Annotated in this window: 19 protein-coding genes; 9 read left to right on the top strand and 10 right to left on the bottom strand. The window is 44.9% G+C overall.

Annotation, left to right across the window (positions count from 1 at the left end; all coding sequences use genetic code 11):
* Positions 1-77: 77 nt before the first annotated feature.
* Positions 78-1058, top strand: a complete 981-nt coding sequence (locus L4C39_RS10535; RefSeq protein ID WP_017053168.1) for a WD40 repeat domain-containing protein — start codon at positions 78-80, stop codon at positions 1056-1058.
* Positions 1059-1060: 2 nt separating this feature from the next.
* Positions 1061-1288 carry a SlyX family protein gene (locus L4C39_RS10530; protein WP_017053167.1) on the top strand — a complete coding sequence of 76 codons (228 nt, stop codon included), beginning with the start codon at positions 1061-1063 and terminating at the stop codon, positions 1286-1288.
* A 114-nt stretch (positions 1289-1402) separates the two neighbouring features.
* On the opposite strand, the gene L4C39_RS10525 is transcribed toward L4C39_RS10530, so the two are convergent.
* The 5 genes from L4C39_RS10525 to kefG all read right to left on the bottom strand — a co-directional run bounded on the left by L4C39_RS10525 (position 1403) and on the right by kefG (position 5921).
* Positions 1403-2416, bottom strand: a complete 1014-nt coding sequence (locus L4C39_RS10525; RefSeq protein WP_429745789.1) for an isoaspartyl peptidase/L-asparaginase family protein — start codon at positions 2414-2416, stop codon at positions 1403-1405.
* A gap of 180 nt (positions 2417-2596) precedes the next feature.
* Positions 2597-3190 carry a peptidylprolyl isomerase gene (slyD, locus tag L4C39_RS10520; RefSeq protein ID WP_017053165.1) on the bottom strand — a complete coding sequence of 198 codons (594 nt, stop codon included), beginning with the start codon at positions 3188-3190 and terminating at the stop codon, positions 2597-2599.
* Between the two features lie 129 nt (positions 3191-3319).
* Positions 3320-3520, bottom strand: coding sequence for a YheV family putative zinc ribbon protein (locus L4C39_RS10515; protein WP_017053164.1), 201 nt, complete (start codon positions 3518-3520; stop codon positions 3320-3322).
* Positions 3521-3535: 15 nt separating this feature from the next.
* Positions 3536-5332 carry a glutathione-regulated potassium-efflux system protein KefB gene (gene kefB, locus L4C39_RS10510; protein WP_113797164.1) on the bottom strand — a complete coding sequence of 599 codons (1797 nt, stop codon included), beginning with the start codon at positions 5330-5332 and terminating at the stop codon, positions 3536-3538.
* Positions 5316-5921 carry a glutathione-regulated potassium-efflux system ancillary protein KefG gene (gene kefG, locus L4C39_RS10505; protein ID WP_429745786.1) on the bottom strand — a complete coding sequence of 202 codons (606 nt, stop codon included), beginning with the start codon at positions 5919-5921 and terminating at the stop codon, positions 5316-5318. The genes kefB and kefG overlap by 17 nt, the downstream gene beginning before the upstream one ends.
* A 344-nt stretch (positions 5922-6265) precedes the next feature.
* On the opposite strand from kefG, the gene L4C39_RS10500 reads away from it, so the two are divergent.
* Both L4C39_RS10500 and L4C39_RS10495 read left to right on the top strand, forming a co-directional pair.
* Complete coding sequence (locus L4C39_RS10500) at positions 6266-8188, top strand: ABC transporter ATP-binding protein (protein ID WP_017053161.1); 1923 nt, start codon at positions 6266-6268, stop codon at positions 8186-8188.
* The gene (locus L4C39_RS10495) at positions 8185-8664 is read left to right on the top strand and encodes a TIGR02444 family protein (RefSeq protein ID WP_171756770.1); all 480 of its coding nucleotides are present in this window, start codon (positions 8185-8187) and stop codon (positions 8662-8664) included. The genes L4C39_RS10500 and L4C39_RS10495 overlap by 4 nt, the downstream gene beginning before the upstream one ends.
* 58 nt (positions 8665-8722) lie before the next feature.
* Here the strand turns inward: L4C39_RS10495 and L4C39_RS10490 are convergent, their stop codons facing one another.
* The gene (locus L4C39_RS10490) at positions 8723-9319 is read right to left on the bottom strand and encodes a LysE family translocator (protein ID WP_429745783.1); all 597 of its coding nucleotides are present in this window, start codon (positions 9317-9319) and stop codon (positions 8723-8725) included.
* A 128-nt stretch (positions 9320-9447) separates the two neighbouring features.
* On the opposite strand from L4C39_RS10490, the gene L4C39_RS10485 reads away from it, so the two are divergent.
* The 5 genes from L4C39_RS10485 to crp all read left to right on the top strand — a co-directional run bounded on the left by L4C39_RS10485 (position 9448) and on the right by crp (position 13999).
* A complete protein-coding gene (locus tag L4C39_RS10485) occupies positions 9448-10836 on the top strand; it encodes an aminotransferase-like domain-containing protein (protein ID WP_429745781.1) in 1389 nt (462 codons plus the stop codon).
* Positions 10833-11810 (top strand): hydrolase, encoded by a 978-nt coding sequence (locus L4C39_RS10480; RefSeq protein WP_429745779.1) that lies wholly within the window; start codon positions 10833-10835, stop codon positions 11808-11810. The genes L4C39_RS10485 and L4C39_RS10480 overlap by 4 nt, the downstream gene beginning before the upstream one ends.
* Before the next feature lie 140 nt (positions 11811-11950).
* Positions 11951-12163 carry a YheU family protein gene (locus L4C39_RS10475; RefSeq protein ID WP_017052557.1) on the top strand — a complete coding sequence of 71 codons (213 nt, stop codon included), beginning with the start codon at positions 11951-11953 and terminating at the stop codon, positions 12161-12163.
* Between the two features lie 87 nt (positions 12164-12250).
* A complete protein-coding gene (locus tag L4C39_RS10470; protein ID WP_113797178.1) occupies positions 12251-13120 on the top strand; it encodes a phosphoribulokinase in 870 nt (289 codons plus the stop codon).
* Between the two features lie 246 nt (positions 13121-13366).
* Complete coding sequence (crp, locus tag L4C39_RS10465) at positions 13367-13999, top strand: cAMP-activated global transcriptional regulator CRP (RefSeq protein WP_004729651.1); 633 nt, start codon at positions 13367-13369, stop codon at positions 13997-13999.
* Positions 14000-14099: 100 nt separating this feature from the next.
* Here crp and L4C39_RS10460 read toward each other — a convergent pair whose 3' ends face one another.
* The 4 genes from L4C39_RS10460 to L4C39_RS10445 form a co-directional block, all read right to left on the bottom strand.
* Positions 14100-14891: a DUF1338 domain-containing protein gene (locus tag L4C39_RS10460; RefSeq protein WP_429745761.1), complete on the bottom strand. Its 792-nt coding sequence runs from the start codon at positions 14889-14891 to the stop codon at positions 14100-14102.
* Positions 14892-15021: 130 nt separating this feature from the next.
* Positions 15022-16479, bottom strand: a complete 1458-nt coding sequence (gene astD, locus L4C39_RS10455; RefSeq protein WP_371712080.1) for a succinylglutamate-semialdehyde dehydrogenase — start codon at positions 16477-16479, stop codon at positions 15022-15024.
* Between the two features lie 103 nt (positions 16480-16582).
* A complete protein-coding gene (gene astA / locus L4C39_RS10450) occupies positions 16583-17602 on the bottom strand; it encodes an arginine N-succinyltransferase (RefSeq protein ID WP_113797184.1) in 1020 nt (339 codons plus the stop codon).
* A gap of 90 nt (positions 17603-17692) precedes the next feature.
* Positions 17693-18904, bottom strand: coding sequence for an aspartate aminotransferase family protein (locus L4C39_RS10445; RefSeq protein ID WP_029203370.1), 1212 nt, complete (start codon positions 18902-18904; stop codon positions 17693-17695).
* Positions 18905-18944: the final 40 nt, after the last annotated feature.

Genomic DNA, 18944 nt, shown 5'->3' with positions numbered 1-18944 from the left:
TTTAGATGGGTGCATTAAATTGTTGTTCCAATATACTAGTTATATGTCTTTAGACACAAACTGGATTATGAGAGCTGATGCGAATAATTTCTCACTCAATACTATGTGCCATTGTCATCACCATGTTAAATGGGTGTTTTTTTTCGAGCAAAGATGAACAGCGTTGGGAAATTGAACCTCAAGGCTCCACCAGCTTCGCGCTCAGTCGTGATGGTCGATTTGCGCTACTCTATTCAAAACAGAGCCATTTACTCTTTTGGGATCTTGTTGAAGGAAAGCAACTGGCTCAACTTGGCGAACAAGATCCACAAGCGAATACCGTATCTCGTATTCGCATTTCTGACAATGGCCGTTTTGCGATTACCGCCAGTCAAATAAACTTTGCCGTTTGGGATTTGGCTTGGAGCCAATCTGAAGGGCTATGGTCTATCTCTGATGGTTTAATTCGCGATGTTGATATCGCCAGTAATGGTGACCAAGTTCTACTAGGTTTATCAAATGGTAAAGCTATTTATGTGGACTTAGTCACCGGAAGACGCATAGAGTTCCTTGCGCATAGAGAAAAAATTAATTCTGTTGCGATTTCACCGAATGGTCGCTTTGCGCTTTCTGGAGGGAACGATTACAAAGCCTACCTGTGGGATACCCAATCCGGTTTAGTACTGCGCACCTTTGAACATGAGCAGCGCGTGAATCGCGTCGCGCTACAGAGAGATGGCAAACTTGCCTTTACCTCTGATGGCGGAAATGGTGCATTTGTCTGGAATTTAGAAACCGGTGAGAAGGTGTCAGCACTAAGTAGCTTATCACGCCAGCTTATTTTTTCTGCCGCTCGATTTTCTGATGATGGCTCGCAACTCATTACAGGAACGCCCTCTGGCCGAGTGATGGTTTGGGATACAAAAAGCGGTAAACGCACTGATGGTTTTGAAGTCGAACCGCTAAAAGATGCTCGTCCTCCACGCGCAGTGGTGTATGATGCAGCCTTCGATTTACAGCAACGTGTGATAACAGCCACATCTGCTGGCATAGCTCAAGCTTGGAAACTAGACGATTAATCATGACTGATAAAAACATTCAACAGCTCGAAGATCGCATCAATGATCTTGAGTGCAAACTGGCATTCCAAGAGCAGACGATTGATGAACTCAACGATGCTTTAAGCCAACAACAATTTTTGATCACTCGTATGCAAGATCAGATGAAGTTTGTTGTCGGAAAAGTGAAAAATATGGACTCTTCGAATTTAGCCGATCCAACGGAAGAGACACCACCACCTCACTATTAATGTGATGAGTCTTGTCTTTGCTCCCTGAGTTCTCGATTCGATAAGAAGCTTATTTTATTAGATAAGCTTCTTACATCTAGAGTCAGTAGGGATAACAACAAGGAAAACTAAGTCCTATTCATCTGCGTAAATTTTGACACTGAACTTCCCATCGACATCAATACTCGCGCGATACATTCCTGAGCTATTCATTGCAAAGTGGATATCCCCTTGGGCATCGACCGCGATCAATCCGCCCTCTCCTCCCATCGCTTTTAGATCCCCCTGAATAATATTCTCACAAGCCGTGTGTACATTTTCTTTCAAATAACGCATACGAGCAGCCACATCTCCGGCCACCATTTTACGTAAGAAAAATTCGCCCATCCCCGTTGTAGAGACCGCGACATTACCGTTTTCAGCAACCGTACCCGCCCCTATTATGGGTGAATCGCCAACACGACCATATTTTTTATTGGTGACGCCGCCCGTACTCGTTGCGGCCGCCAAGTTACCTTGCTGATCCAGTGCGACGGCTCCAACGGTGCCATATTTATTATCATCAGGATACGCTGAAGCAGTTTGGCTTCCTGTAAGAGGCGATTCTAATTGCGGCTTCTGTTGTTCAACAGAGTGTTCATAAGAGGCTTCTGAAAGCGCAAACAAACCTTTCTCTTTCATCGATTGAAGCTGCTCATAACGACGGTCGGTAAGGAAGTAATCTTGTTCGGTATATTGGTAGCCCTGATCGAAAGCAAACTGCTCAGCCCCTTCGCCCATCAGTAACACGTGATCACTTTTTCTCATCACATCGCGGGCTAATTCAATCGGATTTCTTATATGACGAACCCCAGCAACGGCTCCAGCATCCATCTTTTTCCCATGCATCACTGAAGCGTCCATCTCGATGAATTCTTGATGAGTTAACACTGAACCTTTACCAGCATTGAAGTGTGGGCAATCCTCCATCACTTTCACCGCGGCGACAACCGCATCCGCCGCATCACCTTCCGTTTGTAAAATATCATAGCCAGCTCTCACCGATTTCTCTAAGGTGGTTAAAATACCCAACTTTAGCCCGTCACTCATCTGCTCACGCAAAATCGTACCCGCACCACCATGTATCGCGATAGAAAATGGTTGACGCATAAAACACCCTTTTATGTAGAAATATAGCGTTCCGCTCAGTATCAGCAGACTATTCATTAGCACTTAATATCCGTGCCAGCCTGTCATTAGTCAACCTGTCAGATCAGAAAGGGCCTTAAATTAAAGGCATAAAAAAAACCCTCCAACTTGGAGGGTTTTAGAAGTCATTTCAATGCGGAATTAGTGAGAACCACAACCGCCGCCGCCACAGCAGCCTTCTTTCTTCTCGCCGTGGTCGTGATCATGGCCTTCGCCACCACAACAACCGCCTTCATGGTCGTGATCATGACCGTGGCCACCACAACCGCCCTCTTGGTGTACATGACCGTGTTCAGCTTCTTCTGCAGTTGCTTCACGAACCGCTACAACTTCAACGTCAAACGTTAGAGTTTGGCCAGCAAGCATGTGGTTACCATCAACAACAACTTCGTCGCCATCAACTTCTGTTACTTCTACAGGAATTGGACCTTGGTCAGTATCCGCGAGGAAACGCATACCCACTTCAATTTCTTCAACACCTTGGAATACATCAGCAGGAACGCGTTGTACTAGGTCATCGCTGTGTTCGCCATAAGCATCTTCTGGAGATACTGTCACTGAGAATTTATCGCCTGCAACTTTACCGTCTAACTCTTTTTCAAGACCAGTAATTAGGTTGTTGTGACCGTGAAGGTAATCTAGCGGTGCTTCAACTGTTGATTGATCGACAACCACACCGTCTTCAAGTTTAACTTGATACGCTACGCTTACTACTACGTTCTTTTCAATTTTCATGTGTACTCCAAGGGAATAAAAGCTCTAGATAGTGACAACTAGGCCTAAAGAAGATCATGCTCTTAGGACGAAATAAAGGTCACATAAGAACTTATCCCCACATTATGGGGATGAATTGGCGAAACTCAATCATTCTGGTTTAAAAATACCGATCATTTCTTGTGTCGCATGTTCAGTTTTATCTACAGATTTAGGCTTACGCTGCTCAGTGAAGTCACATTCGACGCACTCAACCAACTCAATATTGTTTTCAATCCACCAGCGAAGGGTGTCTTGCGTTTTACAATTTGGACAACTTGCTCCTGCAATAAAGCGTTTTCTCTGTTTCACGTCTAGTTCCTTTTTCTATTCCCAATAGTTACGAGACTGGCGATCGTTCTCCATCTCATGACCAAATATCTCTTCCAACTCTTTCCGCGCTTCTTTCGATCGCAATGCGAGCTCTTTATCTTCACTGTGCTGAGGCAGTAACTCTTTAAGCATCGAGTTATCTAGCTTTCTAAAATGTGCTTCAGCTCGCTTTGCTTGATAAGGATGCATACCCAACTCAGTAAGAGCCTGTCGCCCTAAATCAAGTGCCCCTAAAAAGGTCTCACGAGAGTAATTATTAACACCATGATTCATTAATTGATAAGCCTCAACACGGCTACGTGCACGAGCTAATATTTTTAGACGTGGAAAATGCTGTCGGCAGATATCAACAATTTTCATGATTTCATCAGGAGAGTCAGTACACAGCACAATCGCTTCCGCTTTATCTGCCCCCGCAGCTCGTAATAAATCCAACTGAGTCGCATCCCCATAAAACACTTTATAGCCAAACTTACGCAATAAATGAATTTGGCTCGCGTCACTTTCTAATACGGTAATACGGATCTTATTGGCGTACATCAACCGACCAATAATCTGCCCAAAACGACCAAAGCCTGCAATGATCACTCTTGGACTACGATCAACCACATCAGATTGCATCGCATCTTCACTGATTTGATTAAGTTCGCGAGCGAAAAACCTGTCTTGTAGTTTAAGCATTAATGGCGTGGTGACCATAGATAAGCTCACCACAACCAATAAGAAAGAGACCTGCTCCCCCGACAAAATACCTTGCGCACTGGCAGCAGTAAAAATCACAAAGGCGAACTCACCACCTTGACTTAAAATCATCGCCATTCGGCTTCGAGCTTTGGTTTGAATGCCAAAAATACGAGCCAATCCATAAAGCACAAAGCCTTTAAATACGACTAAAGCGGTGACGGCAATCAAGATAGCCAGCGGACTCTCTGCCAGCAGACCTAAGTTAACCGCCATCCCTACGGAGATAAAAAACAACCCCAACAGCAAGCCTTTAAATGGCTCGATCGCTATCTCTAATTCATGACGATATTCGCTCTCGGCCAATAGCACACCCGCTAAAAATGTCCCGAGCGCCATCGATAGGCCAATCTTCTGCATCAATACCGCAATACCAATCACCAATAACAGCGCCGCAACGGTGAACAGCTCACGCACGCCACTCATCACTACATACCGAAACAGCGGTCGCAGCAAAAAGTGCCCACCAATCAATAACCCAAAGACTCCGCCGAGCATCCACAGCATGTCAGCCCAACTGCCTCCGGTACTCCCTGCTAATAATGGGAGCATAGCCAACATTGGGATCACCGCGATATCTTGAAAAAGCAGCACAGCAAAACCAGACTGTCCTGCCTCTTTACCACTCAGTTCACGCTCTTCGATAACACGTAGCGCAATGGCGGTAGATGACAAGGCTAATCCCATACCAATCACTAAACTGGTTTGCCAACTTAAGCCGAACATATAAGCGATAGCCGCAATCAATAAGGTCGTAATACAGACCTGTGCGCCACCAAGCCCGAGAATGGGCCCTCGCATCGTCCAAAGTTTTTTAGGGTTCAACTCCAAACCAATTAAGAACAGCAGCAGTACCACACCAAATTCAGAGAAATGAAGAATGGCTTCCACATCACTAATTAACCCTAATCCCCAAGGGCCAATAGCAACTCCGGCTAATAAGTAACCCAGAACAGAACCAAGCCCTAAACGCTGAGCAAGTGGAACCGCCACCACCGCGGCAGAAAGAAAAATCACGCTACTCTGTAGAAACTCACTGGCCATCCGCATCTCCATCTGTCGCTGATAGTTGTTCAGAAAACTTGCCTAATGGATCTTGTAACCAGTGGCGATACCTATCGGCGTGGTGCTCTCTCTCCTTGTCATTAATGTTTCGAGCCCAGTGCAGCACTAATGGATCTAACCAGTGCATACGGCACAGTGATGCGGTTAACTCAAATGGCTGTAAAATCTCTTCCAGTGGATACTTGTTGTAACCCTGCGCACCAAACGCGCCTTCTTGACCGCCAGTCGTAATGACACTGCGCCAATATTTACCCTCTAGTGCGCATTCATGGCCAAACGCAAAGCCTTTAGATAGAACGCGATCAAACCACTCTTTTAATAAAGCAGGACATGAATACATATAAAGAGGATGCTGAAACACGATGACATCATGCTCAAGTAGTAACTGGTGTTCGAAATTAACATCGATAAAGAAGTCAGGATAGGTGGCGTAAAGATCGTGCACACGAACATGCCCCAAAGGTTCAATCGCTTTGATCATGGCCTGATTGGCTATCGAACTATGCGGCTCGGGGTGCGCGTATATCACCAATATCTTAAGCGGTGATGCAACTTGAGGTTGGGTATCACTCATTCTTTAACCGTTCTTCCTTGGGTGCTTAGCCTCAACTCAGGATAATTGAAGCCGCTCTGTACTGCTCTTTTCGCGCCTAACCGCGTTAAAATCACCGCAATAGACAAGCTACTGACTTGTGATTTTGCCTTGTTATGCATCTAAAATTGCAACACTGAGCAAATAAATCGACTAACCATTTAAAATTAATAAGCTTTTAGACTTTCTTATCCAGAGTTGAGGCTAGTTATCAAATTGTTATATGATTTCTGCATCATAACCCAATTTGTATAATGATCGACTTTTATCTGGTTTCATCCTACTATGCTCACCGCCTAATCACCTCCAATCTCAATGCGATTTTTATGATTACTTTCTCTGATATTCAACTGCTTCGCGGCGGAAAACCACTACTCGACCAAGCATCCGCTACGATTCACCCTGGCGATAAAGTCGGCCTTGTCGGCAAAAACGGTTGCGGTAAATCCACCCTATTCGCTCTATTGAAAGATGAGCTGTCGATAGATGCTGGTACCTTCCACCAACCAAGCCACTGGGAATTAGCATGGGTAGCGCAAGAGACTCCGGCTCTAGAGCGTAAAGCCATAGAGTATGTGATTGATGGAGACAGAGAATATCGCGGCCTCGAAAATGCATTGCTCGAAGCCGAACAAGCCGACAACGGCACTTTGGTTGCAGAGCTGCATGGCAAAATAGAGACGATTGGTGGTTACAGCATTAATGCCCGCGCGGCAGAACTACTCGATGGCCTTGGTTTTAGCCAAGAGCAGATGAGTTGGAATCTTACTCAGTTTTCTGGTGGTTGGCGTATGCGTTTGAACTTAGCGCAAGCCCTACTCTGCCGTTCCGATCTGCTATTGCTCGATGAACCGACCAACCACTTGGATTTGGATGCGGTGATGTGGTTAGAGCGTTGGTTACAGAGTTACCCTGGCACCTTGATCTTAATTTCTCACGATAGAGACTTCTTAGACCCTATCGTGAACCGAATTATTCATGTCGAAAACCAATTACTCAATGAGTACACTGGCAACTATTCGTCATTTGAAACGCAACGTGCTCAAAAGCTGATCTTGCAACAATCCATGTATCAGAAGCAGCAAAAACAGATGTCGCACATGCAGAGCTACATCGACCGTTTCCGTTACAAGGCATCGAAAGCTCGCCAAGCTCAGAGCCGAATCAAAGCCTTAGAGAAGATGGAACAAGTGCTACCTGCGCAGTTCGATAATCCGTTCAGCTTTGAGTTTAGAGAGCCATCCGCTCTGCCAAACCCAATTTTGATGATGGATGAAGTGTCTGCGGGTTACGACAACAACCTTATCCTCGAAAAGATTCGTTTAAACCTCGTTCCGGGCAGCCGTATCGGTCTATTGGGTCGCAATGGTGCGGGTAAATCAACGCTGATCAAATTACTTTCTGGTGAACTTGAAGCGCAATCTGGCGAATTCAATTACTCTCAAGGTGTGAAGATTGGCTATTTCGCTCAGCACCAACTTGAGACCTTGCATCCAGAAGAGACGCCACTGCAACATATGATGCAGATTGCGCCACAACATACAGAACAACAACTACGAGATTACCTCGGCAGCTTTGGTTTCAATGGCGAAAAAGCCCTTGATAAAGTCGCGCCATTTTCTGGTGGTGAAAAGGCCCGTTTAGTATTGGCTCTATTAGTCTGGCAAAAACCAAACTTACTACTGCTCGATGAGCCAACCAACCACCTTGATTTGGATATGCGTCAAGCGTTAACCATGGCTCTGCAAACCTTCGAAGGTGCGATGGTGATTGTCAGCCACGATAGGTATTTACTCCGTGCTACGACCGATGACCTGTATTTAGTTCATGATCGTCAAGTTGCGCCTTTTGATGGTGACTTAGTTGATTACTACAAGTGGTTAACCGATCAACAAAAACTAGAGCGAAAAGAAGCACAAGCTCTCGCTCCAGCAAAAGACAGCGCAAACAGTGCGGCATCAAAGAAAGATCAAAAACGTCGTGAAGCTGAATTTAGAAAGCTGACCGCCCCTATCCGCAAAAATTTAACCAAGCTTGAAGCAAAAATGGATAAATTAGGCGAACAGTTAAGCGAAGCAGAACTACAATTATCAGACACATCACTTTATGATGCAGAAAATAAAGCTAAACTTACTCAAGTACTCGCGCTACAAGCATCAAGCAAATCGGAATTGGAAGAGACAGAGTTAGAATGGATGTCTGGACAAGAAGACCTTGAGTCCATGGAAAAGGAATTTAGTATCGAATGAGCCAAGAGCACGTAAACATATCTTTGACCTTAGAACGCTTATGGCAATTTAGCTTGCAATATTATAGTGTGCGAGAAGTTAAAGAAGCGTGCTTAACGCTCCAAAATCAATTCCACGGGAATGTGAACCTGCTACTACTGCTCAAATGGCTCGACGAACAGCAGGTTGCCTTCCAAGAAAGTGAATGGCATAAGGTACAAGAGTGCCTTGGCCGTTCAGAATCACTGCTTCATAGTTACCGAGAGCTTCGTCGCCATCTCAAATCCCACACCCCTGACTCACTCTACCGAGAAGCGTTACAATTCGAATTACAGCTAGAACGACAACAACAGTCTGATCTCGTCGATTGTATTAATGCACTTCGCCTACACAATAACTACAGTGAACCACTGACTCTGCGTTACTGCCGTCAACTCGGCGGTGAACAACTCTATCCCGCCTTTTCAGAACCCGCGCCAAAAATCGCAAATAGCTAGATCCATAACCCATAACCCATAACCCATAACCCATAACCCATAACCCGTGACATTACTATTACCAGATAAACACCACACAACTCGCGGTTAAAGTCCCCATACCGAGGTTAAATCGTTGCCATGCTTTCGGGGTTGATAGCCAACGCCTAATGAATGCACCAAACCCAACCCACACCGATGACGTGTGTACCTGAACAAGTAGAAAAATGATAGATATCGCAGCAATCGACCACCAGTAGTCCTCGCCCGAATACGCAAAGGATCCAACGGCTGTAATCGACATCATCCAAGCTTTAGGATTTAAGTATTGAAACAGAATCGCCTCCCAACAAGTCATCGGTTTGTTTGCCTTACCTTCCCCTTTGCTCATCGCGCTGGAAAAAGCGATTTTCCACGCTAAGTAGAGCAAATAAGCACTGCCGAGGATCTTCAAAGCATCTTGGATCTCAGGATAGGTTTGAAACAATACGCCAAGCCCCAGGCCATTCAGGGAAATCAAACTGATCAAGCCAAATCCAATACCGATAAAGTGAGGGATAGACCGACGATAGCCAAAATTAGCACCAGAGGCGGTCAACATGACATTATTTGGCCCTGGCGTGCCTGTCATCACCAATGCAAATAATGCTACCGATAGAAAAAATTGCCACTCCATTGAACACTCCTTAAAATTGTATCGATACAATCATCCATTTAAAGAACTAATTGTTGAGTTTTTGTTTCACTTTGCACACAATGACCATAACAATGCGTTTTATTATTAGCAAAAGGTTTATTGTCACCATGACAATTCAAGAAATGACGCTGTCTAAGCAAAGTACAACACCGATGTACAAACAGATCGCTGATCAGCTTTCTAAGCAAATTGATCATGGAGATCTCAAAGCCAACCAAAAATTACCGACTCAACGTAAACTTGCAGACCAATTACAAGTGACTGTTGGTACTATCACCCGTGCTTATGCAGAAGCAGAACGACGTGGGCTTGTCGAAGCAAGAGTAGGATCTGGAACTTTTATTGCCGATAAAAACAAGAGCAGCTGGAGCTTTGAAGAGAGCACCGAAAATCCAGATGAGTGCAATTTTGGCTACAACATTCCGCCAAAAATTGAGCGGAGTAATATGCTTAATCAGGCAATGGCGACCCTCTCGCAATCCCCCCAACTGATTGAGCAACTGATGCTGTACCAAAAACCTCATGGATTAGAGTCTCATAAGCAGCAGATTTGCCACTGGCTCGATAGCAAAGGCGTTAATCTTAATCCACAGCAGTTATTATTTAGTTCAGGCGCTCAGCATGCCGTTCAAATCGTTATTGATGCTTTCACTCGCGCAGGGGACACCTTACTGGTAGAAAAAAGTACTTATCCCGGCCTCCTCAGTTTAGCGAGGCAAAAACAGCTATCGGTCAAAGGGGTCGAAATGGATGAACAAGGGATTACACCTGCGGGATTAGAAGCGGCTTGCCGACAATATCAAGCACGCTTTATCTACCTTACCCCAACTTTTCAAAACCCGACGACGGCCATCATGTCTCAACAGAGGCGACTCGACATACTCGAAGTCTGTAAGCGGTATGATCTATTGATCATTGAAGATGATGTAAACGGATTGCTTGCCGCTGAGGTTTACCCTCCAATGGTGAATCTCGATCCTGAGCAGGTGATTCACATTGGCGCTTTTTCTAAATGCTTAGCCCCCGGATTGCGAGTGGGCTACTTACACGCCCCGAAGAAACTCTACCAACCTTTGGTTTCAACCTTGCAAAATCACAGTTGGATGGTGAGCCCTCTATTGACCGCTTTAGCGTGTGAAATGACCGCCAATGGGGATGCAGATAAAACGCTTGATATTATTCGTCAGGAAATGGAGCAACGGCTAGCGATAGCCCTCGAATATCTCTCCCCTTTTCAGCCAGTGTATAAGCGAGATTGCTTCCATTTATGGTTACCACTCCCAGAGCACTGGCGATTGAGTGATTTCGTCGCTCAAGCCGCTGAAATGGGGGTTGTGGTGAAATCTGGAGAACTATTTTCCCCACCAGCAGGCAGTATTTCCCCTGCGGTAAGGCTTGCACTTAGCTCGCCAATCAACCAAGCTCAACTAAAGAAAGGGCTCATTGCGCTTCAAACACTACTCCACTCCAACCCAATGAATGAGTTTGATTTATGACTATATTCACAGCAGCTAAAGGGCTAAGTAATCCTCACCTGCAGACATTGATGCCGCGCTTTATTCGAAAAAAAGCACTATTTGATCCTCTTTGGCAAACTCTTGATACGCCTGATGGGGATTTTCTTGATCTTGCATGGAGTGAAGACTGGACGACTAAGCAAGCCAAAACGAAACCGGTATTCATTCTTTTTCATGGACTAGAAGGTTGCTTCAATAGCCCATACGCCAACGGGTTAATGAATGCTTTTGCTCAAGATGGCTGGATTTCAGTCATGATGCATTTCCGTGGATGCAGTGGAAAACCGAATCGACTGGCAAGAGCCTATCACTCTGGCGAAACAGAAGATGCGCGTCTTTTCTTAAACTATATTCAGCAACAGTTTCCAACTCAGCCCAAAGTTGCTGTGGGGATCTCCTTGGGCGGCAATATGCTAACCAATTATTTAGCCACCTATCGAGATGACCCTATTATCAATGCCGCGACCGTTGTTTCTGCGCCTCTTGATCTTGCAGCTTGTTCTTCACGCATTGAGCAAGGCTTTTCCAAGGTTTATCGAAACTACCTACTCAATTCACTCAAGCACAATGCACTCAAAAAGCAGCATTTACTGAGTGAAGAGCTCGGGGTAACCGACAATTGCATTAAACAAGTCTCTCGCTTGTACGACTTCGATGACTTGATCACCGCACCTCTTCATGGATTTAAAAACGCTGAAGATTATTATCAACAGTGTTCAGGGATCCATAAGATCAAACAGATCACCATTCCAACTCAGTTTATTCATGCCAAAGATGATCCATTCATGACCGATGCGGTGATCCCTCGTTTTGTTTTGCCTGAGAATATTGACTACCGATTATTTGAACGAGGTGGTCATGTCGGCTTTTTAACTGGCCATGCGCTCAAACCAACTTTCTGGCTAGAAAAGGCCATTCCTGCGTATTACGAAAGCTTTCTGAACCAATCATAATGTAAACGCTAGGATCCGCCCGATCCCAGATAAATGAGTGAAATGTAAATACGGTATTGGTTTTTGGGATCAACTTGGGTATAAAGCCTCTCGCTTCATATCCTAGCATTCCACTCCCAACCAAAAATTCAGAGGTATGTATGATCATCCCGTGGCAAGAGATCGAACCTGAAACGTTACAAAACTTAATCAAAGAGTTTGTTCTTAGAGAAGGCACCGATTACGGCGAGTTTGAGTTTTCACTGCAAGATAAAGTGGATCAGGTCATTATCCAACTTAAGTCCGGAGAGGCAAACGTCGTATTTTCTGAGCTACATGAAACCGTTGATATTCAGATTCGAAATCGAGTTTAACCGCATAGCAGACCATGACAGATCACATTTACGTGTTATAGTGTTACCGATTGCTAACAAGTACGTTACTTCAAGACAAGGTTTGTCATGTCCGCAAAACACCCAATAATCGCAGTGACTGGCTCTTCCGGTGCTGGTACTACAACAACTTCTGAAGCCTTCCGCAAGATGTTCAATATGATGGATGTCAAAGCAGCATGGGTTGAAGGAGATAGTTTCCACCGTTTTACACGCCCTGAGATGGATGTGGAAATACGCAAAGCCCGAGAACAGGGTAAACACATCAGTTATTTCGGCCCTCAAGCGAATGACTTTCCTGCTTTGGCTGAGTTTTTCAGAGAGTATGGCAATGAGGGTGTTGGCCAAGTAAGGCGTTACCTTCATACATTCGATGAAGCGGTACCCTACAACCAAATGCCCGGCACTTTTACCCCATGGCAGGACATTTCATCTGACTCTGATGTGTTGTTCTATGAAGGATTGCACGGTGGGGTCGTAGATGGCGACATCAACGTTTCACAGCATGTCGATTTATTGATTGGCATGGTGCCAATAGTCAACCTAGAGTGGATTCAGAAATTTGTTCGCGATACACGAGATCGTGGCCACTCCAGAGAAGCGGTAATGGATTCGATCGTTCGTTCAATGGATGACTATTTGAATTATATTACCCCTCAATTCTCTCGCACTCATATCAACTTTCAGCGAGTGCCAACCGTTGATACATCAAACCCATTGAATGCAAAAGGCATCCCAAGTTTAGATGAAAGCTTTGTTGTCATTCGTCTACGTGGGATTAAAAATGTTGATTTTCCGTACCTATTAGCCATGATTGATGGCTCCTTCATGTCACGCCATAACACACTGGTTGTGCCGGGAGGGAAAATGAGTTTTGCCATGGAACTCATCGTGAGACCAATCCTGCAACAGCTGATTGAAACAGGAAAAATTGGTTAGTCATCACGCTTAAATCTCGGTTACTTTTCATACCGTGATCATGTGCACAGTTTTGCGTAGAAGATCGTGGCAATGACACGATTAAAATCAAGAAATGGATTAGGAAAAAGGATACTATTCCTAACCGAAACACAAGATAGCTTGTAGCACTAACAAGAGTGCTCTTATCCTAACGGAACTGCCTACTACTAGGCTTTGCTAATTATGGAAAGCAGCAAGCGTACCCTGCAGAGGAAGTGAGATATTATGGTTCTAGGTAAACCTCAAACCGACCCAACATTAGAGTGGTTTCTTTCACACTGTCATATTCATAAGTACCCATCAAAAAGTACGCTGATTCACGCAGGTGAAAAAGCCGAAACTTTGTATTACATTGTGAAAGGTTCAGTTGCGGTACTAATTAAAGATGAAGAAGGCAAAGAGATGATCTTGTCTTACCTTAACCAAGGTGACTTCATTGGTGAGCTCGGTCTTTTTGAAGAAGACCAAGAGCGTACAGCATGGGTTCGAGCAAAATCTCCTTGTGAAGTTGCTGAGATTTCTTTCAAGAAATTCCGCCAACTTATCCAAGTAAACCCAGACATCCTAATGCGTCTTTCAGCGCAAATGGCAAACCGTCTACAAGTTACTAGCCAAAAAGTAGGTGACTTAGCATTCCTAGATGTAACGGGCCGAATTGCACAAACGCTACTAAACCTAGCGAAACAACCTGATGCAATGACTCACCCTGATGGCATGCAAATTAAGATCACTCGCCAAGAAATCGGTCAAATCGTTGGCTGTTCTCGTGAAACGGTTGGTCGTATCTTGAAGATGCTAGAAGAGCAGAACTTGATTTCAGCTCACGGTAAGACAATTGTAGTTTACGGTACTCGCTAGTTCGCGTTACTGAAAACACTATAAAATTTAAAAACCACCAATATCGCTATTGGTGGTTTTTTATTAGCTAATTGTTACGCCATGCGCTCGTATTAATGATCTAGCCGTTTGTACTCTCAAAGATCTTATCGGCTGACGCAGCAACAAAACCCGTGTACAACTGACCATCATTCATTGGGTAACGTTTCGCAAACTCGTAAAACCCGCCAGGGACAACTTGTTCACTCTCAGTAAATTGGACCAATACGCGATCGGCCATGGTCGATGATTGCTCCAATAGCACTTCTGGTGAGCCTTTAACCTCCCCCCCAGAACCATTGATAACAAACCCAACGCTACTGAGATGATCATTCACCTCTTGAACTTCACTAAAGTCATTTAATTGATTCACACTGACTGTAAAGTGATTAGCACCATAACCATGAGCCGCTAACCAAGAGGCGTATTCACTCTCTTTTGCTAAAGTTTGGTAATCTTCAAAGCTCAGTTCCCATTGACGGCCACTGTATAAGAAGTCCTGAGTCTTCAATTGTTGAGCATCCACTTGATCCACCAGTTTAGCGACGATGCCTTGTAACGCTTCAGAGCACTCTTCCACTTTCAGTTCACTAATAAAGACTTTTGGTTGGTTTGGATCATCATGTTCATAATGCTTTGCAACCAACTTTTTGCTTTCAAATAGATAATCACCACACTCTTTATACCCTAATGCTAAAAAAGGCTTCGCTAAGGTTTCAATCCCAAGAGGAGCAACATTAAACGTTCGAAGTGCGATGTGATCATTAATCAGCTCAGCATCTTCGCGAAGCAATTGATGAACCTTATCCGCAGAAGGGCAAAGGCGTTGAATATAATCTTTCCATAGGGATTCAAATAAAACATCTGGCGTCATGACGCCTCCTTGTTGTATTTATTAGGGTCTGTAGACCGAGTTTGCTGTAGAAAAAAGGTTATCTCATGCTGTATCACTCTGCATTCGATAACCATTTAGTACTGAATTGAGGTTTCCGCCTACCGTAGCCCTAAAGCTCTAGACCAGGGCTAAAGGTGGCAGGGAGTAATGTCTCTTCACCTTCCATTGATGCCATTGGATAAGCACAATAGTCAGCAGCGTAGTAAGCACTTGGTCGTAAATTACCAGAAGCACCGGGGCCACCAAATGGCGCATCACCACTCGCTCCGGTCAATTGGCGGTTACGGTTCACGATGCCCGCGCGAATGTGATCCACAAAGTAATCCCATTCACCATCGTCTGTAGACACAAGTCCAGCAGACAAGCCAAATCGAGTGTCGTTTGCCATTTCAACCGCCGCATCGAGGCTTTCGTAACGAATAACCTGTAGTAACGGGCCAAAATACTCTTCATCTGGTAGCTCGACGATTTGTGTTACATCGATAATACCCGGTGTCACAAATGCCGCCTCTAAGCCTTTCGCAAGCACTAAGCTTTCACCACCTAACGATTGCAGGTTCGCTTGAGCATCCAAAATAAACTTCGCTGCCGCTTCTGAAATTTGTGGGCCCATAAACGGGGCTGGCTCAGCAAACGGTTGATCAACTCGAATCTTTTGAGTCGCACTGATTAACTTCTCAAGAAGTGCATCACCTTTACTGCCAAATGGGATATACAAACGACGTGCACAGGTACAACGCTGACCTGCACTGATGAAGGCCGACTGGATAATGGTGTATACCGTCGCGTCTAAATCGCCGTATTTATCAGAGATGACCATTGGGTTGTTTCCACCCATCTCTAATGCCAGCATTTTACTTGGTTGCCCTGCAAATTGGCGATGAAGGATATGTCCGGTATTCGCACTGCCCGTAAAGAGAACACCGTCGATTCCTTTCGCATCAGCAAGAGCAATCCCCGTCTCTTTTGCCCCTTGTACAAGGTTAATGACACCAGCAGGTAGACCCGCTTGTTGCCACAGTTTCATCACAAACTCACCTGTCCAAGGCGTCTGTTCTGATGGCTTAAAGACCACGGTATTGCCCGCAAGAAGCGCAGGTACAATATGGCCATTTGGCAAGTGACCAGGGAAGTTATAAGGCCCAAATACCGCCATGACACCTAAAGGTCGGTGGCGCAGTACTATTTGATTGCCTGCCGCTTCACGAGAAGCTTCACCCGTTCGCTCGTGGTACGCTCGAATTGAGATAGCAATTTTACCCGCCATCGCACCCGCTTCAGTACGCGTTTCCCAAATTGGCTTACCCGTCTCTTTTGCGATGATCTGCGCGATCTCTTCGCTGTTCTCTTTCACTTTTTCAGCAAACGCTAGTACGACCTGTTCACGCTCTGAAAATGAAAGATGCTTCCAACTTTGAAATGCCAATCGAGCGGATTTAACCGCTGATTCAACTTGAACGGGAGTGGCACTATCACCATGCCAAATGACATCATTATTGAAAGGGCTGAGTGAAGTCATCGCTTCACCTTGTCCTGCAACCCATTCACCTGCGATCCATTGAGTCATCTTAATTCCTTCTAAATAATTCCTATCCACATAGCCAGCCAATGATTTGTTGACTGGCTATGACAATGAGATAGCTTGTTAATCACATCGCACAATCATTTATCTATTGCGCTAATAACCGAACAAAATCACCTTCATTCACTTCAAGCGCTTCCGCCACCTCAGAGGATAGGATCACACTTTCGCTGGCTAGGTCATACGCACCTTTCGCCGCCACTGCTCGGAAGTTTTCAAACGAGGTATTACCCATCAAGTAAGCTTGTGAACTTGAATGTTCAGCAATCACCACTTTCGCACGAATCGAATCTCGCACAGAGTCGATATTACGTAAATCACACTCTACTGTTGGGCCAGCATCGAAAATATCAACGTACCCACGATTGGTGAACCCTTCATTTTCAAGTAACTTCAATGCAGGTCGAGTATTTTCATGTACAACACCAATCACATCTTGAGCTTCTTGGCTCAGCAAGTTGATGTAAATCGGCAACTTCGGCATAAGATCAGCAATAAAGCCTTTCTTACCAATTCCGGTTAAGTAATCTGCGAGAGTAAAATCAATCGAGAAGAAGTGATCTTGTAGCCACTGCCAGAATGGCGAATTTCCATCAGCATCCGATACACCGCGCATTTCTGCAAAAATAGTCTTTGAAAAACGGTGTGGGTGCTCAGCCATCAGTAAAAAACGGCTCTTAGACATCAAACGACCATTCAAGCCTTTACGAAAATCAGGGCGTAAGAACAAGGTGCAAATTTCACTGCATCCTGTGTAGTTGTTGCCAAAAGTCAGAAGCTTAACCACATTATTCACACCGAGCTTATTCGATGAGTGGACCACTTTACTGATGTGATAAGAGTAAAAAGGGACATCCCAACCGATAGAGGCTTCAATACCCGTGGTACCCGCAACTTCACCCGTTTCAGTATCAAAGCCCACCATTAGGTAGCCTTCATCACCAGGTTCAGTCACGCTTTCTTTGCTAAAACTGTATTCAGAATGAGTAATTCGATTTGTTAACAGTTCTTCGTTAACAGGAAGAGATGTAAATCCATGTCCAGATTCTACTGCGCATGTATGCAGCGCATCGTAGTCTGATTTTTTTATTGGGCGAACAACCAGCATCAATATTCCCTCCAGATGCAAACAACACAGCCCAACATAACTCCATTAAGTTATTACCACTGGGCTGTGCAAATGAGGCTTTAACGAAAATTAAACTAGAGTGCTGATCGCTTTATCTAGTTTCGCTAAACCTTCTTCTATTTCTTGTTTTGTGATGACTAATGATGGTGTAAAACGGACGACATTAAGACCCGCCACCAATACCATTAATCCTTCTTTGCCTGCTGCAACGAGTACGTCACGTGCTCGACCTTGCCATTCATCATTCAGCGCCGCCCCAAGCAGTAAGCCCTTACCGCGAACTTCGCTGAATATGTTGTATTTGTCGTTAATTTTCTCTAAACCTGCGCGGAACAGTGCTTCACGCTCTTTCACGCCAGCAAGCGTTTCAGGTTGGCTAACAACATCAACCACCGCTTCTGCGACGGCACACGCTAGTGGGTTACCACCATAAGTAGAGCCATGAGTCCCAACTTTAAGATGAGGGGCCAGTTTGTCCGTTGTCAGCATTGCGCCAATCGGGAAGCCGCCACCAAGAGATTTTGCAGTACTCAGAATATCAGGCGTCACACCAAGACCTTGATAAGCATAGAAATCGCCAGTACGACCATTGCCTGTTTGCACTTCATCAAAAATCAGTAGTGCGTTGTGCTTATCACACAGCTCACGAACCGTTTGAACAAATTCTGAAGTAGGAGAAATGATGCCGCCTTCCCCTTGGAGAGGTTCCATCATCACGGCACAAGTACGGCTAGAAATATGCGCTTCTAGCGCGGCTACGTCATTGTAAGGCAGGTGAGTGATATCACCCGGCTTAGGACCAAAGCCATCAGAATACGCCGCTTGACCGCCCACAGTGACCGTAAAGAAAGTACGACCGTGGAAGCCTTGTTGGAACGCGATAATTTCAGATTTTTCTTCACCGTGAACATCAGCAGCCCAACGACGAGCCAGTTTCAGTGCTGCTTCGTTTGCTTCTGCACCTGAGTTTGCAAAGAAGACCTTATCTGCAAAGCTGACTTCTGTTAGCTTCTTAGCTAAACGAAGTGCTGGTTCATTGGTCATGACATTACTTAAATGCCACAGTTTGTTTGCTTGTTCTGTTACAGCGTTCACCATAGCAGGGTGACAATGACCTAAGCAGCTCACCGCAATACCACCAGCAAAATCGATATACTCGTTACCTTGCTGATCCCAAATTCTTGCGCCTTCCCCTTTCACAGGGATCATTTCCATTGGGTTATAACAAGGCACCATCACCTCATTAAACAAACTACGTTCTACTTTATTTTCCATTGTCATTGCACTCCTTTAGATACTGCATGCCAGGTAGATGCCTCTC

Source organism: Vibrio clamense, assembly GCF_050337905.1.
Lineage (GTDB): Bacteria > Pseudomonadota > Gammaproteobacteria > Enterobacterales > Vibrionaceae > Vibrio > Vibrio cortegadensis.
The sequence above is the reverse complement of the archived record's forward strand: the minus strand, read 5'-3'. Positions and strand labels throughout refer to the sequence as shown.